General features: G+C 64.3%; 20 protein-coding genes. 2 read left to right on the top strand and 18 right to left on the bottom strand.

The window, feature by feature from the left end:
• Positions 1–32 precede the first annotated feature (32 nt).
• The 6 genes from dnaE to lspA all read right to left on the bottom strand — a co-directional run bounded on the left by dnaE (position 33) and on the right by lspA (position 8,220).
• Entirely contained in the window at positions 33–3,569 is a 3,537-nt protein-coding gene (gene dnaE / locus J1M86_RS10485; protein ID WP_206509738.1) for a DNA polymerase III subunit alpha, read from the bottom strand.
• Between the two features lie 146 nt (positions 3,570–3,715).
• Positions 3,716–4,276, bottom strand: coding sequence for a LemA family protein (locus J1M86_RS10480; protein ID WP_206510044.1), 561 nt, complete (start codon positions 4,274–4,276; stop codon positions 3,716–3,718).
• A 54-nt stretch (positions 4,277–4,330) separates the two neighbouring features.
• On the bottom strand, positions 4,331–6,046 hold the full coding sequence (locus tag J1M86_RS10475) for a DUF2207 domain-containing protein (protein WP_206509737.1): 1,716 nt from the start codon (positions 6,044–6,046) through the stop codon (positions 4,331–4,333).
• 79 nt (positions 6,047–6,125) lie between these two features.
• On the bottom strand, positions 6,126–6,791 hold the full coding sequence (locus J1M86_RS10470) for a hypothetical protein (protein WP_206509736.1): 666 nt from the start codon (positions 6,789–6,791) through the stop codon (positions 6,126–6,128).
• Positions 6,791–7,717 (bottom strand): RluA family pseudouridine synthase, encoded by a 927-nt coding sequence (locus J1M86_RS10465; protein ID WP_075840567.1) that lies wholly within the window; start codon positions 7,715–7,717, stop codon positions 6,791–6,793. Before J1M86_RS10465 ends, J1M86_RS10470 begins: the two co-directional genes overlap by 1 nt.
• Positions 7,714–8,220 (bottom strand): signal peptidase II, encoded by a 507-nt coding sequence (lspA, locus tag J1M86_RS10460; protein ID WP_241259960.1) that lies wholly within the window; start codon positions 8,218–8,220, stop codon positions 7,714–7,716. The genes J1M86_RS10465 and lspA overlap by 4 nt, the downstream gene beginning before the upstream one ends.
• Before the next feature lie 277 nt (positions 8,221–8,497).
• On the opposite strand from lspA, the gene J1M86_RS10455 reads away from it, so the two are divergent.
• Positions 8,498–9,433, top strand: coding sequence for a hypothetical protein (locus tag J1M86_RS10455; RefSeq protein ID WP_307786595.1), 936 nt, complete (start codon positions 8,498–8,500; stop codon positions 9,431–9,433).
• Entirely contained in the window at positions 9,430–10,209 is a 780-nt protein-coding gene (locus J1M86_RS10450; protein ID WP_206509734.1) for a sensor domain-containing protein, read from the top strand. Before J1M86_RS10455 ends, J1M86_RS10450 begins: the two co-directional genes overlap by 4 nt.
• A 90-nt stretch (positions 10,210–10,299) precedes the next feature.
• On the opposite strand, the gene J1M86_RS10445 is transcribed toward J1M86_RS10450, so the two are convergent.
• From J1M86_RS10445 to murC, 12 genes are all read right to left on the bottom strand, one after another.
• Entirely contained in the window at positions 10,300–10,824 is a 525-nt protein-coding gene (locus J1M86_RS10445) for a hypothetical protein (RefSeq protein ID WP_206509733.1), read from the bottom strand.
• Between the two features lie 140 nt (positions 10,825–10,964).
• The gene (locus J1M86_RS10440) at positions 10,965–12,344 is read right to left on the bottom strand and encodes a DNA polymerase IV (RefSeq protein WP_307786594.1); all 1,380 of its coding nucleotides are present in this window, start codon (positions 12,342–12,344) and stop codon (positions 10,965–10,967) included.
• A gap of 25 nt (positions 12,345–12,369) precedes the next feature.
• The gene (locus tag J1M86_RS10435; protein WP_206509732.1) at positions 12,370–13,038 is read right to left on the bottom strand and encodes a peptide deformylase; all 669 of its coding nucleotides are present in this window, start codon (positions 13,036–13,038) and stop codon (positions 12,370–12,372) included.
• A complete protein-coding gene (gene ileS / locus J1M86_RS10430) occupies positions 13,035–16,259 on the bottom strand; it encodes an isoleucine--tRNA ligase (RefSeq protein WP_206509731.1) in 3,225 nt (1,074 codons plus the stop codon). Before ileS ends, J1M86_RS10435 begins: the two co-directional genes overlap by 4 nt.
• A 539-nt stretch (positions 16,260–16,798) precedes the next feature.
• Complete coding sequence (locus J1M86_RS10425) at positions 16,799–17,641, bottom strand: DivIVA domain-containing protein (protein WP_075840564.1); 843 nt, start codon at positions 17,639–17,641, stop codon at positions 16,799–16,801.
• A gap of 161 nt (positions 17,642–17,802) precedes the next feature.
• The gene (locus J1M86_RS10420) at positions 17,803–18,090 is read right to left on the bottom strand and encodes a YggT family protein (RefSeq protein ID WP_075840562.1); all 288 of its coding nucleotides are present in this window, start codon (positions 18,088–18,090) and stop codon (positions 17,803–17,805) included.
• Positions 18,091–18,168: 78 nt separating this feature from the next.
• Positions 18,169–18,864: a cell division protein SepF gene (locus tag J1M86_RS10415; protein WP_075840561.1), complete on the bottom strand. Its 696-nt coding sequence runs from the start codon at positions 18,862–18,864 to the stop codon at positions 18,169–18,171.
• Between the two features lie 72 nt (positions 18,865–18,936).
• Entirely contained in the window at positions 18,937–19,704 is a 768-nt protein-coding gene (locus tag J1M86_RS10410) for a YggS family pyridoxal phosphate-dependent enzyme (RefSeq protein WP_206509730.1), read from the bottom strand.
• An 8-nt stretch (positions 19,705–19,712) separates the two neighbouring features.
• A complete protein-coding gene (pgeF, locus tag J1M86_RS10405; protein WP_307786593.1) occupies positions 19,713–20,441 on the bottom strand; it encodes a peptidoglycan editing factor PgeF in 729 nt (242 codons plus the stop codon).
• Positions 20,442–20,448: 7 nt separating this feature from the next.
• On the bottom strand, positions 20,449–21,678 hold the full coding sequence (ftsZ, locus tag J1M86_RS10400; protein ID WP_206509728.1) for a cell division protein FtsZ: 1,230 nt from the start codon (positions 21,676–21,678) through the stop codon (positions 20,449–20,451).
• Positions 21,679–21,882: 204 nt separating this feature from the next.
• Positions 21,883–22,524: a cell division protein FtsQ/DivIB gene (locus J1M86_RS10395; protein WP_206510041.1), complete on the bottom strand. Its 642-nt coding sequence runs from the start codon at positions 22,522–22,524 to the stop codon at positions 21,883–21,885.
• 140 nt (positions 22,525–22,664) lie between these two features.
• Positions 22,665–24,161: a UDP-N-acetylmuramate--L-alanine ligase gene (murC, locus tag J1M86_RS10390; protein ID WP_206509727.1), complete on the bottom strand. Its 1,497-nt coding sequence runs from the start codon at positions 24,159–24,161 to the stop codon at positions 22,665–22,667.
• Positions 24,162–24,191 lie beyond the last annotated feature (30 nt).

The following is a 24,191-nucleotide window of genomic DNA, read 5'->3' as shown; positions in this document are numbered from 1 at the left end:
TTCGAAAGCGAGCCCGTTCGGACGCGAGCCCGTCAGCCGGCGAGGCAGCCTGGACCGAGCAACGCTTTGAGGTCACCCATCAGCGCTGAGGTGGGAGTGACCCGCAAGCTGTCGTCGAGCTTCATGGCTGTGACCTTGTCACCGCTCACCAACCGTAGGTGCACATCCGACGTTCCCGGATGACTCATCAGCACCTTCTTGAGGGCACCGACCTTGTCCGCTGTGCACAACCGCGTCGGCAGGCTGACCGCCAGCGGTTTCGCGACGCCCACCGCCGACAGGTCCGGAACCGCAAGATCGTTCGCGATCAGTGATGTTCGGTCGTCGCGGACCGACACGCGCCCCTTCACCAGCACCACGGAGTCCTCGGTGACGTCCGCCCCGAACACCGAATAAGCCTGCGGGAAGAACAACACCTCGATTCCGCCGACGAGGTCCTCGAGCTGCGCCGACGCCCACGTCAAACCGTTCTTGTTGACGCGGCGATTCACCGAGGCAAGGATGCCGCCGATAGTGACCTGGGTGCCGTCCTTGACGTCACCTTCGAGGATCGCGGGGATGTTGGTATCGGATTGCGCCGCGAGCATGTGCTCGACGCCGAGCAGCGGGTGACCCGAAACGTAGAGACCGAGCATCTCGCGCTCGAGCGCCAACCGATGCTTGGATTCCCATTCCTCTTCGGGGACGCGGACATTGAACACCGCCGAAATCGACTCGTCGGCGTCCTCACCACCGAAGAGATCGAACTGACCGATCGCCTCGGCCTTCTTCGTCCCCATCACCGAGTCGATCGCGTCGGCGTGGATGAGCATCAAGCCCTTGCGAGGATGCTCGAGCGAGTCGAACGCTCCGGACTTGATCAGCGACTCGGTGACCTTCTTGCTGCATGCGGTCGCATCGATCTTGTTCAGGTAGTCGGAGAAGTCCGTGTACTTCGACTTCTCCTCGCGTGCCCTGATGATCGACGCCACCACATTGGTGCCCACGTTGCGGACCGCGCCCAGACCGAAACGAATGTCCTTGCCGACCGAGGCGAAGTTGAGCTCGGATTCGTTGACGTCCGGTGGCAGAACGGTGATGCCGAGCTTGCGGCAGTCGGCCAGATAGATGGCCGACTTGTCCTTGTCGTCGCCGACGCTGGTGAGCAGACCCGCCATGTATTCGCCGGGATAGTTGGCCTTGAGGTAACCGGTCCAGTAGGACACCAACCCGTATCCAGCTGCGTGCGACTTGTTGAACGCGTAACCGGCGAACGGGAGAATCGTGTCCCACAACGCCTTGATCGCAGGTTCCGAGAAGCTGTTGGCGAGCATCCCCTCGCGGAAACCGGCGTATGCCTCCTCCAGCACCGAGAGCTTCTTCTTACCCATGGCGCGGCGCAAGATATCGGCCTGACCGAGCGAGTATCCGGCGACCTTCTGCGCGATCTGCATGATCTGCTCCTGATACACGATCAGGCCGTACGTGTCCTTCAGGATCTCGGCGAGCGGTTCCTCGAGCTCGGGGTGAATCGGCTTGACGTCTTGACGACCATTTTTGCGGTCGGCGTAGTCGTTGTGCGCGTTCATGCCCATCGGCCCCGGGCGATACAACGCCAGAACGGCGACGATGTCCTCGAAGCCTGTGGGTTGCATCCTGCGCAGCAGGTCTCGCATAGCGCTGCCGTCGAGCTGGAACACACCGAGCGTGTCACCACGCGCCAGCAATTCGTACGTCGCTGGATCGTCGAGACCGAGAGTGTCGAGATCGACCTCGATCCCCCGGTTGCTCTTGATGTTGTCGATCGCGTCACCGATGACCGTCAGGTTGCGCAGACCGAGGAAGTCCATCTTGAGCAGGCCGATGGCCTCGCACGACGGGTAGTCCCAGCCGGTGATGATCGCGCCGTCCTGGGCGCGCTTCCACACCGGAATGGCGTCGGTCAGCGGCTCCGAGGACATGATGACCGCGCAGGCGTGCACGCCGGCGTTGCGGATGAGGCCCTCGAGTCCGCGCGCGGTCTTGTAGATGGTGGCGACGTCGGGGTTCGAGTCGATGAGCGCTCGGACCTCGGTCGCTTCCTTGTACCGCTCGTTGGCCGGATCGGTGATCCCGGCCACCGAGATGTCCTTGGCCATGATCGGCGGCGGCAGAGCCTTGGTGATCTGGTCGGCGATCGCGAATCCCGGCTGCCCGAACTGGACTCGCGCCGAGTCCTTGATCGCAGCCTTGGTCTTGATGGTGCCGAACGTGATGACCTGCGCGACGCGATCGCTGCCCCACTTCTCGGTGGCGTACCGCACCATCTCGCCGCGGCGACGATCATCGAAGTCGATATCGATATCGGGCATAGACACACGCTCGGGGTTGAGAAATCGCTCGAAGAGCAGGCCGTGCGGAAGCGGGTCGATGTTGGTGATACCCATCGCGTACGCGACGAGTGAGCCTGCCGCCGATCCACGACCCGGTCCGACGCGGATACCGACCGAACGTGCGTACGCGATGAGGTCGCCGACGACGAGGAAGTACGCGGGGAAACCCATCTCGAGAATGACGGAGATCTCATACTTGGCGCGATCACGGTATTCCTGTGGAACACCGTCGGGGAATCGCCATTCGAGGCCGCGGTCGACCTCTTTGGTCAGGAAAGAACCCTGGGTGTCACCTTCAGGGACAGGGAAGACGGGCATGCGATCGCGGTGCGCCCACACGTCGTCGTACGGCTGGACACGCTCGGCGATGAGCAGCGTGCTGTCGCACGCGCCGGGCACCTCGTCATCCCACAGCGCCCGCATCTCTGCTGCGGACTTGAGGTAGTAGCCGTCGCCGTCGAATTTGAACCGGGTCGGGTCACTCAGGGTCTTGCCGGTCTGAATGCAGAGCAGCGCTTCGTGGTTTTCCGCTGCATCCTTGGTGACATAGTGGCAGTCGTTCGTGGCTAGAGGCGGGATCGACAGCTTCTTGCCGATGTCGATCAGCCCTTCGCGCACGCGCCGCTCGATCGACAGTCCGTGGTCCATCAGTTCGAGGAAGAAGTTCTCCGGGCCCCAGATCTCCTGCCACTTGGCTGCCGCTTCGAGGGCCTCCCGATCCTGGCCGAGACGCAGCCGCGTCTGTACCTCACCCGACGGGCACCCGGTGGTCGCGATGATCCCTTCGGCGTGCTTCGCGATGATCTCCTCGTCCATGCGCGCCCACTTGCCCAGCTGACCCTCGATCGAGGCCAGCGAGGACAGCTTGAAGAGGTTCCGTACTCCGGTTGCGTTCTCGGCGACCATCGTCATGTGCGTGTACGCGCCACTACCGGACACGTCGTCCGACTTCTGGCTGCGATCGCCCCACAACACACGCTTCTTGTTGAATCGCGACTCGGGAGCGATGTACGCCTCGATACCGATGATCGGTTTGATTCCGGCCTTCTTGGCCTCGTTGTAGAACTCGCTGGCGCCGTACATGTTGCCGTGGTCGGTCATTCCGACTGCCGTCATCTCGAGGCGCGCGGCCTCTGCGAACATAGGCGCGATCTTGGCGGCCCCGTCGAGCATCGAGTACTCGGTGTGGTTGTGCAGATGAACGAACGAGTCGGCCACGAAGGTTCTCTCCTGAAGGTCGTGCGTTGTCGAAATACGAGCCGCGAACGTACCCACTGTAAGCGGTCCGACCGACAGAATTTTCACGCTGACGGTGTGTCCTGGGAGGACGTGACAGGTGTGACGGAAGAGACCGATCCTCTGCTTCAGAACGAAATCGGCGGCGGTCCCTGCTGCTGATCGGACGGCGCTCGGTAAAACTCCCGCTCGCGCACCCCCGCGATGCCGGCGAACAGTAGCCACGGGATCGTCACGACGAGCTTGTTCAGCGTCGCGACCGCATCGTTGTAGTACTGGCGGGCGAAGGAGAGTTGGTTCTCGGTGTCCGCCAGTTGCCGCTGTAGATCGAGGAAATTGGCGGACGCCTTCAGATCCGGATAGTTCTCGGCCACCGCGAGGACGTCGATCACGGCCTTGTCCAGCTGCGCATCGGCGGCGGCCTTCTCCCCGACCGTGCCCGATGCCGTGGCCTTCGACACGCTCGTTCGCGCTGCCGTCACCGCCTCGAGAACAGATTTCTCGTGGGCGGCATATCCCTTCACGGTCGTCACCAGATTCGGGATCAGGTCTGCTCGACGCGTGAGCTGCACATCGATGCCGCCGAGCGCTTCCTGAGCGGATACATCAGCAGATCTGAGCTTGTTGAAGCCGACGACGAACAGCGCGCCGACCGCGAAAATCACCACCGCCACCACCGCGAGAACCATCACTGTTGCCAACACCATGGAGTTACCCACCTTTCACTGGAGATCGTTGCCGTGTCACCAGGAACCGTAGGAGCTGATCGACGACGACAACGCCGAGTCGAAACTGTCGAACGAGGTCCCCGATCCGAGGAAGCCGTGCGAGGTTCCCGCGGTGACCGGATACCACGTCGGCGTCGGCGGCTCGGTGCCCGTCGCGTCGCGGAACTTCTTCGCCCATTGCTCCGCGACCCCGAAGCCGACGGCATAGGGGACGAACGCGGTGTACATGTCCGCACGCGCCGAGAAGTCGAACCTGTCGACGCTGGACGGGGTGGACAGCAGGCGGCGGAATCCGCCTGCACGGGACCATACTTCGCGTCCGCGTGCCGTCCTGCGCGTTCCGGTTCCCGGACGCGTGAGCGCTCGTCCGCCGATGACGAACGCCGCGAACGGCACTCCCGCCATCGTCGGTGCCAGCCATCCGACGAAGCCGACGATCGCGAGTACGAAGGCCAGAACGACGAGGCAGGCCCCGAGGTACTCGAACTTCGAGGACACGACCAGGTGTTCGTCGCGGCCCCACGCCTTGCACTCGGCCTCGGTCAGCGCCTTGGCGGAACTCAGTGTCTTGCCAGCCGACACCGAACCGTCGGCCGAGAACCCAGCGCCGCGGCGCGTGACACCGAGGCAGGCTCCCAGTGCCACGGTGACACGATCCATGCGGCTCCAGCCAGGGCCGTCGTCGTTGCCGACTATCCGCCAATCCTCGGTGCCCTGCTGTCGGAGCGTGACGACCCCCTGCTGGGCCATGTGCAAGAACGAACTCGACAGCGTTGTCGACCCGAAGCTCTCGCTGTGGATCCAGTTCGCCTGTACCGGTCCGATCCCCTCCGGCGGCGCGTACATCACCGGGAACCCAGGTTCCGGCTCGTGCGCAGCTCGCGCCCACACCCACCCGGCAGCCAGGCCGATGAGGCCGAGCAGCCCGACCAGGGTGGCGACCGCGGGCGAGCGGCCCAGAACCTTGTCGAACGACGACGACCAAGGCAGGGTGTCGCGCGCAGGTGCGGGGAGATTCATCCCGATTCGTACGGTGACCGGCTGTCGGGGATCGAGGTCCGACGCCGCAATCGTCACCACATCGGTGCCCTCTCCACCGACCGCGCAGGGCTGTGCGTTCCGGTCGTCCGCCGAACATTCGACCCGACCGGACGGAGCGGGAAGTGTCACGACTACGTTCGCCTGCCGAATCGGCATCTCCCAGCCCGGGGCGACGACGTTCCAGTAGAAGACCGACTGCGCCGAGGCCGAAGCGTCACCGACCACGGTGGCAAATTCACCTGCACCGGCCGAAGGAGGATCGATGACCCCTTCGACGGTGTACGAGATCTCGTACACGTGAACACCCTGCGAAACATAGGAATTCGGGTCTCCGATCTTTGCTACGACATAGCGTTCGGCAGACTCCGTGCTGTACTCGACCGGAACGTCGCGGCCGTCCAGCGTGACCGACGACACGGTGGGGATCTGCCGAGCACCACTGTCGGTCGGGTTCGTGACGTCCCAGTATCTGAAGATGCCGTGCCTACCCGAAGGAAACTGCGCGGTGATGGTCTCCACGGCGCTCAGATGCCCGTCGACCTGAATGTCGTAGCGCGCGGAGTAGTCGACGATCGACACCGGATCGGACGCTGCCGACGACGACGCGGGTATCGACGCCACGATCACGGGCCACAGTAGACCGGCGGCGGAGAGTATCAGCAGAACCACTACCGCACCGATTCTCTTCACGTGCCCCTCCGGCAGCCGATGAACTGCAGCAACTATGCACTCCGGCGGGCCCCGGTGCCACCGGAACTGTGCAGCATTCTCAGCGCGAGGGAACGTCGCCGTCGTCGGGTAGCGGCGCGACGACATCGACGTACTCCGGGAGGAGCGGCTCCACCGCAAATTTTCCGGACACTACATCCGGTGGAAGCGCCTGCACCGCCCGCACGTCAGCCCGGTCGGCCACCTCGGTCAACTCGGCCGCAGTCCCGCGCACCACCACCGTCACCACGCACGCGCACCCGTCGAGCAGACGTTGCTGCGACACCGCGGCGATCTGCGCCTCCCGGTCCCCCACCCCGAACGATTCCTGCACCTGGCTCGCTGCACGCACGGTCGAATTCAGTACCGACCGTGCGCTGCCCGACACTCCGACGGTGAGTATCGGAGTCTGCACACGATCGAGCGGAACACGCACCAACACCTGCGAGATGCGAATCCCGTCGGCGACGGCATAGGCCTGTTCGGCAGTGAGTTCGCGATCGAACGACACCGAGCCCCATCGAGGTTCGGTGCTGTCGGTATCGCGACTCTCCTCGGCGCGGGCCAGGTAGTCGGCCACCGGCTCACCGCTGTCCGGGCCGAGCCGGTCGGTGCTCACACCCAATTGCCGCACCGGATTCAGGTGCCCGATCACGGCGAGTGCCCCGATCACGGCAGCAGCGGCAACCACGCCGCCGAGCGCACCGGAGACTCCCCTGCTGCGCATCACGCCTTCCGGAGTACCTCGAGCGCGTGCTCCAGATCCGCGGGGTACTTGCTTTCGATTTCCACCCACCGGCCATCGGACGGGTGTGCGAATGCCAGCGATTTCGCGTGCAACCACTGTCGTTCGAGGCCGAGCCTTTCCGCAAGACGCGGATCCGCCCCGTACGTCAGATCACCGCAGCACGGATGCCGCAACGCCGAAAAGTGCACGCGGATCTGGTGCGTACGTCCGGTCTCGAGGTGCACATCCAGCAGGCTCGCCGCCTGAAAAGCCTCGATGGTGTCGTAGTGAGTGACACTCTCCTTGCCATCTGCGCGCACCGCGAACTTCCAGTCGTTGCTGCCGTGCCGAGCGATGGGCGCATCGATGGTTCCGCTACTCGGATCCGGGTGCCCCTGTACGAGAGCGTGATAGCGCTTCTCGATCGTCCGCTGCTTGAACGCTCGCTTGAGCAACGTGTACGCACGCTCGGAGGTCGCGACGACCATCACCCCGGACGTACCCACATCCAGGCGATGCACGATCCCCTGACGCTCGTGTGCACCCGAAGTCGAGATGCGGAAACCCGCTGCAGCCAGGCCCCCGATGACGGTTGGGCCGGTCCATCCGACGCTGGCGTGTGCCGCGACACCGACGGGCTTGTCCACAGCAACGATGTCGTCGTCCGCGTAGAGAATCTCCATGCCCTCGACGGGTTCGGCTTCGATGCTCAGTTCGCGTGCTGGTTCGGGCAGTTGCACCTCGAGCCAGGTTGCCGCCGACAATCGATCGGACTTGCCTACAGCCGAGCCGTCGACGTGCACCGAGCCTTCCTCTGCCAGCGTCGCCGCGACGGTCCGCGAGAGACCGAGAAGCCGCGACACTCCCGCATCCACTCTCATGCCGTCGAGGCCGTCCGGCACCGGCATCGATCGCGATTCCCTCATTCTCGACCCGCCGACTTCGTATCGGCATCGTCCTTGGTGGACCGCACACGCTCGCCGTTGGGTTCGAACCCGAAGAGCGTCAGCACCACGAGCATGATGGCACCACACACGATCGACGAGTCGGCGACGTTGAACACCGGCCACCACCCCACCGAAACGAAGTCGACGACGTGACCTTGCAGCGGACCAGGCGCGCGGAAGAAACGATCGATCAAGTTGCCCAGCGCGCCACCGAGAACGAGTCCGAGGCCGAGGGCCCACAGCGGCGAACGCAGTGTCCGCCCGATCCGAATGACAGCGATGACCACGCACACCGCGACGATGGTGAGAAGCCACGTCATCCCGGTTGCCATCGAGAACGCGGCCCCGGGGTTGCGCACCAATCGAAGAGTGACGACATCGCCGATGATCTCGACGGGATTGCCCGGTTGAATCCACCGCACTGCCGCGATCTTGGTGACCAGGTCCAACGCGAGTACGACGAAGGCAATCGTCACCAGCATGGAAGTTCTGAGCGGCTTCGGCGCCGCGGTAGCCACAGAAGCCGCGGCGGGCTCGCTACCGTCCGGCGGCGTTTCGATAGGAGTCGCTGATTCGTCACCGGAGTTCAGGGCAGAATCCAGGCTTGGTTCATCGGTTTCATGGCTGGTCGAATCGGTCGGGCGGTCATCACTCACACCTCTATCATGTCGCATCCTCGCGATGGCGCCGCCAACAGGACCTCCGGCGGCCGGCATCGCGTGTGTTCGCGGCGAGAGCGGCATACGTAGCCTGGTGGCCGTGATCTCGATTTCCGAAACTTCGACACAGCGTCTGCGTGCGCTTGCCGCCGCCACGGCCGCGGCTCTACTGCTGGCAGGGTGCGGTACCGCCGAGGACGATGCACCGACGGACACCGACGTGTCCGCGTCACCGTCGGCGATATCCCTTCCGGTCACCCCGGTGACGATCGAGTTGGTCGACCCTGGAGCAGAACCTCGCAGTTCCCTGACCTACGAGCCGGCCGGGGAGCAGTCGGTGGTGTTGACGACGAGCTCGACTGTCTCCCAGCAGATCGACGACCAGGCGGCACAGGACTTCTCCACCCCTGAAATCACGCTGCCGTTGACCGCCCAGGCACCGGAGTCCGACGCGGGCGGTGAGATAAGACTCCGCATCGGGACACCTACTTCCGCGGACCAGCGGCTGACCGAGGCCCTTGCCGTCGCCGAAGGATCCGAAGCGGGGCTGACGGTCACCGACACCGGCGCCGTCACCGCCCTGAGTATCTCGCCGAATGCCGACGCCGAGGATGCTGCCCGGGCCGCGATAGAACAGGCGCTCAATCAAGCCGTGTACCGTTCGATCTCTTTCCCGTCCGAGGACGTCGGAGTGGGCGCTGTCTGGACCACAGAGCAGCAGGTCGTCAGCGGGTTGACGCTCAATCAGACAACTACGGCCACGCTACGAGAGCGAGACGGCGACCGCCTGACCATCGATCTGCGCATCGATCAGACGCCCGAGTCGGCGACGCTGGAACTGCCCGACGATGCTGGCCAATTGGCGATCGATACATACACGATGTCCGGTTCCGGCACGCTCGAGTTCGACCTGGGTCGATCGCTACCTGTGTCCGGCGAAGTCACCGTCGCAGGTGAGCAGCAGTACAGCGACCCCGAGGGGACAACGGTGTTGCGGCAGGACATCAGCGACACACTCCGGTGGAGCACCCCGTGAGGCGCGCACGTGCGTTCGCCCCATCGTTTGTCTCTGCGTTCGCCTCTGCGGTCGCGGTCGCCGGTCTGGTCGCCTGTGGGTCTCCCGAAAGCGAAGCTCCGGACGCCGACACGTCCGTACCGGCCGGAGGTGGATTCGGCCCGCAGAGTGTCGCGCCGGACCCACTGCTGGGATCGACTATCACCGATCCGATAGTGCTCGAGTCGTCGATGCTGGCGGCACAGGAGCTCCCCGCCGGGTATGCAGCGATTCCCGATCCGGTCCGCGATCTCGGGCTCGATCCGGCACCCGATTACGACTCACCGGACCGATCCGGCACCGATCCCGACGAGTGCGCGAACGTGCTCGCACCGATCTCCGAACAGCGTGCGGATGCATCCTCCGATGCCGTGGTCCGCTACTCCGGGCCGAACTTCTCCTCGATCGACGAGGACGCCGCCAGTTATCTCGACGACGAAGCCGCTCAGGTGTTCGGCGCCGTGCAAGAGACGTTCGCCGGGTGCGCCACCTACACCGGTACCGACGCCGACGGTTTCGCCGTCGACTACCGACTCGAACCCCGAGATCAGGAAACGATCGGCGACGCGTCCGCGTCGGTTCGGCTCACCACGACGAGCGAGGGATTCAGCCTCGTCTCCGAGGCAGTGGTGGCCGTGGTGGACCGCACGGTGATGCAGTTGGTCGTAACCAGCCAGGAAGGCGCCGATCCCGCGGCCGTCACAGACCTGGCGAAGACCGCGGCCGAAAAGATCCGCGGCGCGAACACCGGCGTCTGACCCAGCCCGTCACAGCACAATGACCGTCACAGCACAATGCCGGTGTGCTCGCCTCGAGTGGGCGAACACACCGGCATCAGTGTGTGGAGACTAGGCAGCAGGCGGGCATGCGGGCGAGGTCAGCCCTGCGACCTGAACCAGACCACAAGCGTTCTCTCGCGACAACTTCCATACGCCGTCCTCGGCAACGAAAGTGAAGCTGCCCGGGTTGGCCTGACCGTTGATGGTCAAGGTCGCACCGGCGTTCAGAGTGCCGTCACCAAGATCGTCGACACTGGTGATCTCGATCTGAGCACCGTTCTGGACCGCCGCGGCAGCAACCTGGTTGATCAGCTCAGGATCCTCTTCGGCACCCTGAATCAGCAGTGCCTTCTCCTCGACCGGAACGGCCGGGTCGAGTCCGCGCATCAGTTCTTCGTTGAGTGCTTCTGCGGTGGGCACCGGCGGGTAGTCGCCCGAGGGCTCGACCGGAGCAGCTTCCGAAGTCGGTGCCGCTGCCGTCGTCGTGGCGTCGGCATCGTTGTCGCCCTCGTCCGATCCACAGGCGGTCATCGTCAGTGCTGCGGCAATAGCGACGCCGGCAACCATGGTCTTTCGGGTGTTACGAAGCTTCAACTGCTCTGTCCCTTCATCGGTTCTACTCGGTCACAGGTGACAACGGAGATCGTCTGAGACTCGTTCGTCACGGGCCGCTCCACTATGCCACCCGAGAACGCGGGCGTGAAGCACCAACCCTACTCGGCGGTAAGAACGAGTTACTCCAAACTACCGAGCGCATCCGCCACGACCAGCACGTCGTCCCCCTCCGCAAAGGTCCGTGCCCGCCCTGGCCCAGAGGACCGAGTCTCGAAGCGAACTGTCACCACGGAGTGTCCTGCCCCCTGAATCCATCCATATCCATATTCAGGATGCCGTACATCCATGCCCGGGTGCCACCTCGATCCGCCCTCACCGACCAAGCTGCCCGAGCTGCCCGCACGATCGAGTTCGAGCGCCGGCGTCGCGCCAGCCTCCCCCACCGCGGCAGCCTCCCCAACCGATTCTGGAGTGTCGTACTCGAGTTCCGGAAACAACGATCCCTGCCGCACCGCCGATAACCCGGCCAAACCGACTCCTACGAGGCGAACGGGTCCCAGCTCGACCGGATCGAGCACTTGACGCTGAGCCGTCGCAACGATCGTCTGCAGGTCGACGGTTGCGTAGGGAAGGGTGAGAGAACGCGTGATGACGCTCATGTCCGATTTCCGAAGTTTCAACACGATCGTTCGCGCACCGCGTCCGTCCTTGCGCAACCGCTCGTGCGCAGCCTCGGCGCTTCTGTCGACGGCGGTGCGCAACTGAGCAAGTGTGACGATGTCGTGCGCAAATGTCGTTTCCGCACTGACCTGTTTGGCCTCGCCTCGCTCGGCGACGGCTCGATCGTCGATCCCCCGCGCCAGCTTGTGCAGACTCGGCCCCACGGTAGCGCCCAGAATCGACGCCGCTTCGGACTCCGGTGTCGCGACGAATTTGCCGATCGTGTCGATTCCGAGTCGGCGCAACTTGTCCTCGGCTACGGGTCCGATACCCCACAGTTTGCGGACTGGCAGGGCTGCCATCAGCTCCGTTTGTTCCTCGGGCGTGACCACCGTGACACCGGCGGGTTTCGCGAGACCGGAGGCAATCTTCGCGATCTGCTTACCGGAACCCGCGCCGATGGAAGCGACGAGCCCGGTCTGCTCCTGAACCAGGTTGCGAAGCATCTCGCAGAATTCGGCGACCTCGAACGCCGTGGCACCGACCAGTTCCGGTGGCTCCCCGAATGCCTCGTCCATGGACAACTGTTCGAGTACAGGCATCCTGCCGCGCAGGCCCTCGAACACTCGACGACTGAGCGCTTGATAGAGGACACCCCGCGGCGGGAGCACCACAGCCGAGGCGCCCACCAGCCTGCGCGCCTGATGCATAGGCATCGCCGAGCGCGCGCCGAACACCCGCGCCTCGTAGCTGCATCCGGCGACGACACCGCGGCCCCCGGCGCCACCCACCAACACCGGCCGTCCCCTCAGTGTGGGACGGGTCAACTGCTCCACTGACGCGAAGAACGCGTCCATGTCGAGGTGCAGCACCCATCGCCTACTGCGGGATTCGGTCACGATCGAAAAATACTCTTCGCCGCGATCATGCGGTACCGGTGTCGTTCTCGGCCGGGTCGAGGTGGAAGTCGAGCACTTCGGCGGCCCGGCGCGGCGACGGGTCCGCCCACATCTCCGTGTAGACGTCGTTGGCGGCCAGCGACCTCACCTCGGCCCTGTCGATATACAGCGTGCCGTCCAGGTGATCGGTTTCGTGCGCGACGATGCGCGCCGGCCAACCCTCGACGGTCTCGTCGATTCGACCACCGTCGAGGTCCTGGCAGCGCAGCCGGACGACTGCGCTGCGCGAGACCACCGCCTGGTACCCGGGAACGCTGAGACATCCCTCGTAGAAGGATCGGCGCCCTGCACCGATGTGGGTGTACTGCGGATCGACCAAGACCCGAAACGGCAGCGGAGTGCGCTCACGTTCGCGCGCTACTTCCTCGGCCACCTCGTACGTATCCTCGATCACCGCCAGCCGCAACGAGATTCCGATCTGAGGGGCGGCCAATCCGACGCCGGGCGCGTCGTGCATCGTCGCGCGCATCACCTCGACGAGTCGTTCCAGAGTGCGCTGTTCGAGCTGATCGACGCGCCCGACCGCCGGCGTCCGCAACACGGGTTCACCGACCGGGACGATCGGCACGACTCCGTCGCGAGCCTCCGAGAGAAGCTCGCGGACGGTCTCCTCCAGCGGCCGGCGCAACGTCACTTCGCCCGCGTGATCCGAGCGCGCACACCCTCCCCCAGGTCCAGCGCACCGGAACCGGCAACGCCGCCCTCGGTGACATCACCATCGACCAGAGTCAGGGCGAGAACTTCGCCCGAAATGAGGCCACGATGGGTGTCGAGCCACGTCCGACGGTTCTCGGGCACCTCGATGACGATGTCGATCCGGTCGGACACGTCCAGGCCCATGCTCCGGCGGGCGTCCTGCAGCTCGCGGATACGGTCCTTCGCCCACCCTTCGGCTTCCAGCTCCTCGGTGACCCGCGAATCGAGCACCACCAGTCCTGCATTTCCGGGCAACGCAGCAGTCGAATCAGGCTCGGCCGCAACAAGTTTGCGGGTGTACTCGGCGGGCAGCAATTCGATGCCCGCAGCGTGGACGACGCCCGCCGCATCCTCGTTCCAGTCACCCGCCTTGACTGCCTTGATCACCTTCTGCACGTCCTTGCCGATTCGAGGACCGGCAGCACGAGCGTTGACGACGAGCTCGAACTTCCCGTGAACCGCTACATCCTCGGTGAGATCGACCTTCTTGACGTTGACCTCGTCCGCGATGATGTCGGCGTACGGACGCAGACGTTCCGCGTCCTCCGCGGCGACGGTGACCTCGGGCAACGGCAGTCGCACTCGAAGGTTCTGCGCCTTGCGCAGACCCAGCACCGTCGAGCACACCGTCCGCACCTCATCCATCGCACTGACGAGTTCGGGATCCGACGGCAGATCCGTGCTCGACGGCCAATCCGTCAGATGCACCGATCGTCCGCCGGTCAAGCCGCGCCAGACCACTTCGCTGACCAGTGGCAGCATCGGAGCGGAGATGCGGGTCAGCACTTCGAGCACCGTGTGCAGAGTGTCGATGGCGTCGGCGTCCTCGGCCCAGAACCGCGAACGAGACCGTCGGACATACCAATTGGTGAGCGCGTCACAGAACGTCCGCAGCTCGTCGCACGCGCCGGCGATGTCGGTCTTCTCGAGCGCCTCGGTGATGGCGTCGCGAGTTGCAGCAAGCTTGGCAAGCACGTACCGGTCGAGCACGTTCGGCGAGTCGGTTCGCCACTGCCCCGGTTTGCCGGCGTAGAGCTGCAGAAAGCTCCAGGCGTTCCAGATGGGCAACAACGCCTGACGCACGCCCTCACGGATACCCTGCTCGGTCACGATGAGGTTTCCGCCGCGAAGAATCGGCGAGGACATGAGGAACCAGCGCATCGCATCACTGCCGTCTCGGTCGAACACCTCCTTCACATCCGGGTAGTTGCCCTTGGACTTGCTCATCTTCTGGCCGTCTTCGCCCAGCACGATGCCGTGCGCGGCAACCGTCTTGAACGCGGGACGGTCGAACAGCGCAGTCGCCAGCACGTGCAGCGTGTAGAACCAACCGCGCGTCTGACCGTTGTACTCGACGATGAAATCGCCCGGATTGTGACCGTGTCGATCCCCCGTCGCTTCACTCGCCCCGTTGAACCATTCTTCGTTCTCGAACGGGAAATGCACCTGGGCATACGGCATGGACCCGGACTCGAACCAGCAGTCGAGAACCTCGGGTACGCGCCGCATCGTCGACTTGCCGGTCGGATCGTCCGGGTTGGGCCGGGTCAGATCGTCGATGTACGGGCGATGCAGGTCATCCGGGCGCACACCGAAGTCGCGTTCGAGTTCGTCGAGGCTGCCGTACACGTCGAGTCGCGGGTACTCGGGATCATCGGATACCCACACCGGGATCGGGCTGCCCCAGTATCGGTTTCGACTGATATTCCAGTCACGCGCACCTTCGAGCCACTTGCCGAACTGTCCGTCCTTGATGTGCTCGGGAACCCAGGTGATCTCCTGGTTGAGTTCCACCATCCGGTCGCGGAACTTCGTGACAGCAACGAACCACGAGGGCACAGCCATGTAGATCAGCGGCTCACCGCTCCGCCAGCTGTGCGGATACGAGTGCTCGATGGTCTCGTGACGCAGCAGTCGACCCGCCGCCTTCAAGTCCTTGATGATGACGGGATTGGCGTCGAAGACCATCAAGCCCTCGTACGGCGGCACCAGAGAAGTGAACTTCCCGCCCGGATCGAGCGGCTGTACCACCTCGATGCCGTGCGCCGTTGCCACGTCCATGTCCTCCTCGCCGAACGCCGGCGCGAGGTGCACGATCCCGGTTCCGGAATCGGTGGTGACGTAGTCGGCTTGGAGGACCCGGTGGGCATTTTCGTGACCGAGAAAGAAGTCGAACGGAGGTGTGTACGTGAGGCCGACGAGCTCGGCACCGGTGTGCTCGGACAGCAGCTCCGGTTCCTCACCGAGCTCGCGCGCGTAGTGCGCGAGCCGCTCAGCAGCTAAGACGTAACGTTCGCCGTCGCTTCCGCGCACCTGGAGGTAGCGGATCTCGGGGTGAACCGCGATTGCCAGGTTCGATGGGAGAGTCCAGGGAGTGGTGGTCCAGATGAGCGCCGATGCACCATCGAGCGGCGATCCCGGCGCAGACAGCGGCATCGTGACGGTGACGGCAGGATCCTGACGCATCTTGTACGCGTCGTCGAGACGTGTCTCCTGGTTGGAAAGCGGCGTTTGCTCGTACCAGCTGTACGGAAGAACCCGGTAGCCCTGGTAGATCAGACCCTTGTCGTACAACGACTTGAAGGCCCACATGACGGACTCCATGAAGTCGACGTCGAGAGTCTTGTAGTCGTTGTCGAAATCGACCCACCGGGCCTGACGGGTGACGTAGTCGCGCCATTCGTCCGTGTACTGCAACACGGATTGCTTGCAGTAGGCATTGAACTTGGCGAGGCCCATCTCGTCGATCTCGGACTTGTCCTTGATGCCGAGCTGCTTCTCCGCTTCGAGTTCGGCAGGCAAACCATGGCAGTCCCACCCGAACCGCCGTTCGACCTTCTTGCCGCGCATGGTCTGAAACCGCGGGATGAGGTCCTTGACGTATCCGGTCAGCAAGTGACCGTAGTGCGGGAGGCCGTTGGCGAAAGGCGGACCGTCGTAGAAGACAAACTCCTCGGCATCAGCGCGGTTGTCGATACTCGCTTGGAACGTCTCGTCGTCCGCCCACGCTCGAAGCACTTTCTGCTCCAACTCGGGGAACGACACGCTGCCGGCCTTGGTGCCCGAGATGTCGACACGTGGGTATCGGTCTCCGACGGGAAAAGCCGCAGTCTCCTGGAGCTGGGCGCCGGCCTGGGACTGTGCGTCTTGTTGGGACATGATGCTCGCTTCCGTGCCGTCCGATCCGCATGCGAATCGGCGATGTCGTTCGGCACGGGGACGATGACCGACGTGTGGGACGTCAGTACCGCGGTACCACCCCGTTTGCGGCAGGTTCATCGATCGATGAACCTGCCGCCACTCGCACAGGCTGTGACGGGCCGACCCGTTCGGTTCTACTGAGCCCCGCAGAAATGGGGCCGTTCTTCCGAAGACTCCCCGGTGATGGCCGGATCAACGCCTGAAAAGCTCTTTGCGTCGATAGTACGACGCGCCCACCCGTTCTATTGCTCAGGAGGGTTGTTACGCCCGGTGAGTGCACCGACCAGTAACAGGACAGCGCCGACGATACAGACCGCGATACATGCCCACGCCCATACTACGGACCCGGTAGTCAACGCGACCACCAGCAACGCAAAGCCGATTGCGGCCGCACACAAGGTCAGAACCAGCACAGCATTCCTCGCTCCGGACGAGCCTCACGGCTGTCGTCGGATCCAGGACGGGCCGTCACGCGCCGAGCCAGGAACAGACGAGAGTCAGTTGTTTCCCTTGGCATAGGACTGGCTGTATCCGGACGACTGATTGTCCTGGTTGAAGCTGTCGGAACCATTGTCCACCGGGAGGGCCGACGAACGGTTCTCGAGCTCCTCGAGCTGCGACTCCAGGTAGGACTTGAGCCGAACACGGTACTCGCGCTCGAACGTCTTGAGCTGCTCGATGCGACCCTCGAGGACCGAACGCTGCTCGTTGATCGTCGCCATGATTTCGGTGTGCTTGCGCTCGGCATCGGCCTGCAGGGCATCTGCCTTTTCCTTGGCCTGGCGCAGCTGCGTCTCGGAACGTGTCTGCGCGTCCGTGACGAGCGACTCGGACTTCTGACGGGCGTCGGAGACCATCGCTTCGGAGCGCGTCCGAGCATCCGTGACCAGACGCTCCGCGTTGGTGCGCGCATTTCCGAGCAACTGCTCGGACTCAGTCTTGGCGTCGCTGGTGAGGCGGTCGGCCATTTCCTGGGCGAGGCCGAGGATCTTCGCAGCCTGCATGTTGGAGTCGCCACTCTGTGCCGCGGCAACCGGAGCTGCGGCAGGGGCGACCACGGGAGCAGGCTTCGGTGGCTCGACGGGACGCGCAGGCTCGGGGGCCTTCGACTGGACTGGCGCGGACTGCGCTGCGCTGCCCCTGGAACTCTTGGCATCAGCCAGTTCCTGGTCGAGCTCTCCCACGCGCTGGCGCAGGTCGGCGTTCTCTTCGATGAGTCGCGACAACTCTTGCTCGACGAGGTCGAGGAAAGCATCTACCTCGTCTTCGTTGTAGCCACGCTTACCGATAGGCGGCTTGCTGAACGCGACATTGTGCACATCGGCTGGAGTCAGCGGCATGGAAGGATCCCTTCACGCGTCTTGAGGCGGTAGAGCAAGCATTCAGTTTTATCCCATTCCGCACTAGCCGGAACAATCAAACTGTAACTGGCGTCCATTCTGTCACATCGGTCGCGCTGGTCGCGCGCGCCCGACGAAGTCTTACTGCGATAGTGCGATATTCACGACGCCAATGTCCGCACGATCGTCATGAGAATGAACACTCCGAACAGCAGCACCATGATCGAAAGGTCCAGCCGAACCCCGCCCAGATTGACCGGCGGAATCAGTCGGCGCAGGAGTTTCACCGGCGGATCCGTCACAGTGAAAATCGCTTCGAGAACGATCACCACGAAGCCGGAGGGTTGCCAGTCACGCGCAAACGACCTGATGAATTCGATGATGATGCGGCCGATGAGGAGCAGCCAGAATATGAAAAGTATGAAGTAGACAACCGCGAACAAGGCCACACGTCATACTCTGCCCGAAAACAACGGCTCGATCAAAGCGAGCAGGTCAGACGGTCATGCCGAGAGGAGCGGAGCGCCCTACTGGCTGTAGAAGCCCGTCTCTGCGATACGCCGACGTTCCTGGGGCGAGACGTCGATATCCGCGGGAGAGAGCAGGAAAACCTTGGTTGCGACCTTGTCGAACGATCCCCTGAGCGCAAACGCGAGACCGGCCGCGAAATCCACCAGACGCTTGGCGTCAGCGTTGCTCATCTCGACGAGGTCCATGATGACCGGCGTGCCGTCACGGAAACGTTCGCCGATGGTCCGTGCCTCGCTGTAGTCACGCGGGCGCAGGGTGGTGATCTTCGACAGGGCGCTGCCGTCGTCGGTGACCGGGCTTCGGCGCGACTCGGCGCGCACCATCGAATCACTACGCAGGCTCCGCTCCGGATCCATGCGCGTGTCCACGGCGAGGTTCCCACGGGTGGCCGCACCGCGCCCTCCGCCCGATGTCGAACGCGAGGTTCGGCCGATCGGCGCAAGCGTCGGCGCAGATCGAGGCGCCTCGTAGTCGTCGTACTCGCCATCGACGTCGTCGAGGTCGTCACGGGTCGGCCGACGGGAGGAGAACGACGGCTTGACGAATTCACGATCACGCCGGTCGTCGAGATCGCCGTACGGATCGCGGCCACGCGAGGATCGATGAGAGTCCGGTTCGTCGAGGTAGTCGTCTTCGTAGTCCGCGAGCGGAACCATGCCGAAGTACGCCTTGAACTTGTGCAGGGTGCTCATCGATCTTGCCTTCCGTGGCGGGTGTCAACGTGGCCTGAGTGTCAGAAACACTGCCACTCGTCGAGCGCTGTGTCAGTTGTTACTGATGTGGTTTTCGGCCTGTACTGGCGAGGTTATCGGCCGTGAACCGAGTATTGCGGTACCGACACGCACGCACGTCGATCCGTGTCGCACTGCAGCTTCGAGATCGGAGGTCATGCCGGCCGACAACTCGCTCGCACCGGGGTGCTGCGTCAACAATCGCTGATGCAGCTCGGCCAAATCCGCGAAAGCGGCGTCGGGATCGGCCTCGATCGGCGGCACTGCCATCAACCCGGACAATCTCAGGTTTGCTGCCGAGGCCACGCGGTCGGTCAACTCGTCGAGATCCCCGCGCTCGACTCCCCCACGATGAACATCTCCGTCGAGACTCACCTGCACCAGCACGTCCAGCGGTGCTGACCTGTCGCCGTCGCCGATCGCCTTGCCGACCGCTTTCGCCAGCGCGTCCACAAGTCGCGCACTGTCGACGGAATGAATCGACGCAGCCCAGCGGGCGACCGACCTTGCCTTGTTGCGTTGCAGGTGACCGATCATGTGCCATCGGGCCGGTGCGGTGGCGAATACCTCGGCCAGCTCGTCCGCTTTCGCCGACGCTTCCTGTTCGCGGGATTCGCCGAACTCTCGGCAACCGAGCTTCCAGAGAATCTCGACATCGCTGGCGGGAAAGAACTTCGTCACCGGAAGCAGTCGGACTTCGTTGCTGCCGCGACCAGCCGACGTGCACGCTGCGCGCAGTCGCGCACGGACGGACTCCAGCGCGGTCTCGATCTGGTGCGACCTGTCCGAGGGTGTAGTCATGAGCCCAGTCAAGCAGGTCCACTTTCCATCCAGATGACGCTCGCCATTCGGCCGGTCGGGGCGGATCGTCGATGACTGAACAGCGTGCGATCCTCGATGGTGCAGCGCGGATCCATGGCGACACCAGCGATTCCCGCATCGAGAAGTTGCTTCCTGATCCCCGCTCGAATATCGAGGCCTGGGGTCTTCCTGACGGTCGTGGTGGCGCTACCGGGCAGGTGGCGTTCGACATCGGCCTGCATCGCGGCGGGCACCTCGTACTGACGCCCACTCGCCGCCGGTCCCATGAAGGCCCCGATACGGCTCAGTTCGGCGCCCTGCTCCACCATGGCGTCGAGAACCCGGGTGACGATGCCGATACGTGCCCCGACTCGGCCGGCGTGCACGGCAGCGATGACTCCCGCATCCTCGTCGGACAGCAGCAGAGGTACGCAATCTGCCGTCAGCACGACCAACCCCAAGTTCCGTGTGGTGGTCACCACCGCGTCGGTGACGGGGATCGGATCCGACTGAGGGCCGTCCACCACGGTCACCGACCGGCCATGGACCTGTTCCATCCACACCAGACGGTCAGCGCCGAGACCGAGCTCACGACCCAGTCGGGCACGGTTGGCGGCGACCGCCGACGGTTCGTCTCCGACGTGGTCGCCGAGATTGAAACTGTCGAACGGCGGGGCCGACACACCTCCCGCGCGGGAGGTGGTGACCCGACGAATCCTGAATGTCTCTTGCGGCACCGTGGATCTACCGACGCATGAACGATGGCACGTCCACGTCGTCTTCACCGTCGTCGTCGGCAACCGGGACGCGGCGGCCCGAACCGGACTGACTGCTCGACCCGCCATTGGAACTGGAGGACGGTAGAGGCGGAAGCGTACTGCCGTTTCCACCTCCGACGGAGTCACGGAAGACCGCGCCCGACTCGGCCGGTTCGGACGAACGCGAGGAGGCCACCTCGCCGGAGCGCGCCGAGCCGATCGGACTGCGAGTGGACGATGTGGACGCTTCGACGGGTCGGCGAGTAGGTGTGCCCCCGTCGAATCCGGCGGCAATGACGGTCACTCGCACTTCGTCGCCGAGCGAATCGTCGATGACGGTTCCGAAGATGATGTTCGCATCGATGTGCGCAGCTTCCTGCACCAGCGAGGCCGCCTCGTTGATCTCGAACAGTCCGAGATCGGAGCCGCCGGCTATGGACAGGAGTACTCCACGGGCCCCTTCCATCGAGGCTTCGAGGAGTGGTGAGTTGATCGCCGATTCAGCGGCCTTGATGGCCCGGCCTTCCCCACGCGAGGAGCCGATGCCCATCAGGGCGCTGCCGGCGCCCGACATCACGCCCTTCACGTCTGCGAAGTCGACGTTGATCAGACCCGGGGTGGTGATGAGATCGGTGATGCCCTGCACGCCGTTGAGAAGAACCTCGTCCGCGCTGCGGAAAGCATCCATCAAGCTGACCGCTGCGTCACCGAGTTGCAGGAGGCGATCGTTGGGGATCACGATGAGTGTGTCGCAGGATTCGCGAAGTTGCTGGATGCCGGTATCAGCCTGTCCGCCACGTCGTTTGCCCTCGAACGAGAACGGCCGCGTGACGACGCCGACTGTCAGTGCGCCGAGCTTGCGGGCGATGTTGGCCACCACGGGCGCACCTCCCGTGCCCGTGCCGCCACCTTCACCTGCGGTGACGAAGACCATGTCGGCACCCTTGAGCACCTCTTCGATCTCGTCTTTGTGGTCGTCGGCCGCTCTTCTGCCGACCTCGGGGTCGGCGCCGGCGCCGAGCCCACGTGTGAGTTCCCGACCGACGTCCAGCTTGACGTCGGCGTCACTCATCAGCAGTGCCTGGGCGTCGGTGTTGACCGCGATGAACTCGACTCCCTTGAGTCCCTGTTCGATCATGCGGTTGACCGCGTTAACGCCGCCGCCGCCGATGCCGACGACCTTGATTACGGCGAGGTAGTTGTGCGGGGGCGTCATTGGCTCTCGCCTTCCGTGGTTGTGTTCTGATGTCCCGAGCCTCGAGGCAAACCCTCAACCTAAACCACAGGCTCAGAGTTATGTCAAGTACTCGACGTTCGGAACGCTATTCACCGGGACCTCGATCCGCCACTAGGCGCGCCGAGGACACGGAAACAATTTCAGAAGTTGCATCACCGGCCGATGCCGATCCGGTGAAAAGTGCTACTTGGTGGTGGGAAGATCCGGACTCGACACGTCGATGATCTGTCCCGGCTGCGACAGCAGGGCAAGAGCGACAGCGGATTTGCGTTCCGCCTTGCTCCCATCCCCCCAGATGACAGTGCGTCCGTCGTTCAGCAATAGAGACACGTCCGAAACGGAACTCGCACGCACTTCCACGACCAGAGCGCGCAACGCCGGTGACATCGAGTCGAGTATCGCCAACGCGGCCTCGGTCGAACCGTCGCCGACGCCGGGGCTCTCGGTCACCAACCGCGGCAGCCCCGGCGGCGGCGGAGCAATCGCGAAATCGACTGCACTGGAATCCAACAGGTGCGTGCCGTCCGATTGATCGACGAAGACGACGGGAACGCGTTCGGTGACGGTGACCTTGACCGTCGAGGGGTAGACCCGCTGTACACGCACCGATGCCAGTGCGGGGATCGTTGCGACCCGCTGCGCCGCCGCACCGGCGTCGACGCGGACGAGCCTCTCCCCCAGCGTCACTCCGAGCTCGGCAATCACCTGCTCCTCGGCTACCGACTCGGCGCCGTTCACTTCGATCGCCCGGACCGAGAGCAGTGGGGTGAAATAGACCGCGGCCACACCCCCCGAAACGAGGGCGAGCACGGCGACCGCAATCATCACAGCCTTGCGCCGAGACCGCGATACGCGACGACGTTCCTCATCACGGGCCCGACGCCGATCATCGCGCTCCGAGGGTTCCGAACCAGGGACTGTCGAGGCGTCCGTGCTCGGACGTCCCGACCGCTCCCGCCTGGACGTCACGTCGTGGCCCGGCCGGTCCCGTTCCCGAAATCGGTCTTGGACCGAAGTGCGTCGAGAATCGGACCGGCGAGCATCGTGACGTCACCCGCCCCCATCGTGATCACCACGTCCCCGGGTGCGCTCAGGGCTGCGACTTGCTTGGCTACGAGCGAGAGATCGGGTTGATAGTTGACAGGCTTCGTCACCGCCGATGCCACCAATGCACCGGTCACGCCGGGCAGCGGTTCCTCGCGCGCGCCGAACACGTCCAGCACGACCACCTCGTCGGCGATGCTCAGAGCCTCGCCGAACTCGTCCGCAAACGTTTCGGTTCGTGAGTACAAGTGCGGCTGAAACACCACGACTACTTTGCCGCGGGGCGCGGAGTCCGGTACGTCTTTTCCGACGCCGGCGACGAGTTGCTGGGCGGCGTTCAGGACGGCACGCACTTCGGTCGGGTGGTGGGCGTAATCGTCGAACACCCGCACACCGTGCTCGCGTCCGCGCAGCTGGAACCGACGGTGCACGCCACCGAATCCGGCCAGTCCAGCCAGCATGTGCGACGGCTCGGCACCGGCCTGGATGCCGGCGGTGAACGCGGCCAGGGCGTTGAGCGCGGTGTGCCGCCCGGGGACGCCGAGCCGCAACGTTCGCGGCGCGTCCTCTCCCTGAATCATCAGCTGCGCTACCCCGCCGACGTCCTCTGGCTCCCATTGCAGCAACCGAACGGCCATCTCGACGTCACCGGTCTCGGTGTCGGCCGATCCGTAACCGAGAACTCGTACACCCGGTAGCGCACGCGCCTGCACTCGATGCGCCAGTGCTGCTGAGCCCGGGTCGTCCATGCAGGCGACCAGCACGCCGCCGGGACCGAGCAGAGCGACGAAGTCGTCGAAAACCTGAACGTAGGCCTCGGTGGTGCCGAAGTAATCGAGATGGTCGGCCTCGATGTTCGTCACGATCACGACGTTCGGTGTGTATTGGAGCAACGAACCGTCACTCTCGTCGGCCTCGGCGACGAAAACCTCGCCGCTGCCGTGATGCGCGTTGGTGCCGGCCTCGTTGAGCTCACCGCCTACCGCGAACGACGGATCGAAACCACAGTGCTGCAACGCGACGATCAGCATGGACGTGGTGGACGTCTTGCCGTGCGTACCGGAAACCAGCAGGGTGCGGTAGCCCTCCATCAGCGAAGACAGCACTGTCGGCCGTAGCACCACGGGTATGCCCCGCCGACGCGCCTCGACCAACTCGGGGTTGGTCTTCGGTATCGCCGCGTGGGTCGTCACGACCACCGTCGGGCCGCCGGGGAGAAGATCGAGCGCAGATGCATCGTGTCCCACCCGCACTTGCGCACCTCTGGCCCGCAGCGCGAGCACCGCCCTGCTGTCCTTGGCATCGGATCCGGAAACCTGGCCCCCACGGGCGAGCAGGATGCGCGCGATGCCGGACATCCCGGCACCACCGATGCCTACCATGTGCACCCGCGTCAGCTCTGCGGGAAGCTCGGACATGTCCGTCCCTTCACTTGTCACTTCGACTCA

This window comes from Rhodococcus sp. KRD197 (assembly GCF_017168235.1).
GTDB lineage: Bacteria > Actinomycetota > Actinomycetes > Mycobacteriales > Mycobacteriaceae > Rhodococcoides.
This window is presented reverse-complemented; position numbering and strand designations above follow the sequence as displayed.

Coding starts and splice junctions, on each gene's coding strand:
- ftsZ (WP_206509728.1), bottom strand. CDS start 21,678: ATGACGCCCCCGCACAACTACCTCGCCGTAATCAAGGTCGTCGGCATC.
- lspA (WP_241259960.1), bottom strand. CDS start 8,220: ATGCTGGTGACGATTGCCTTCGTCGTACTCGCGTTGGACCTGGTCACC.
- J1M86_RS10395 (WP_206510041.1), bottom strand. CDS start 22,524: ATGATTGCGGTCGCCGTGCTCGCCCTCGTTTCGGGGGGTGTGGCCGCG.
- J1M86_RS10465 (WP_075840567.1), bottom strand. CDS start 7,717: ATGAGGGAATCGCGATCGATGCCGGTGCCGGACGGCCTCGACGGCATG.
- murC (WP_206509727.1), bottom strand. CDS start 24,161: ATGTCCGAGCTTCCCGCAGAGCTGACGCGGGTGCACATGGTAGGCATC.
- ileS (WP_206509731.1), bottom strand. CDS start 16,259: ATGTCCCAACAAGACGCACAGTCCCAGGCCGGCGCCCAGCTCCAGGAG.
- J1M86_RS10415 (WP_075840561.1), bottom strand. CDS start 18,864: ATGAGCACCCTGCACAAGTTCAAGGCGTACTTCGGCATGGTTCCGCTC.
- J1M86_RS10480 (WP_206510044.1), bottom strand. CDS start 4,276: ATGGTTCTCGCGGTGGTGGCGGTGGTGATTTTCGCGGTCGGCGCGCTG.
- J1M86_RS10425 (WP_075840564.1), bottom strand. CDS start 17,641: ATGCCGCTGACTCCAGCCGATGTGCACAATGTCGCGTTCAGCAAGCCG.
- J1M86_RS10410 (WP_206509730.1), bottom strand. CDS start 19,704: ATGACTACACCCTCGGACAGGTCGCACCAGATCGAGACCGCGCTGGAG.
- J1M86_RS10470 (WP_206509736.1), bottom strand. CDS start 6,791: ATGCGCAGCAGGGGAGTCTCCGGTGCGCTCGGCGGCGTGGTTGCCGCT.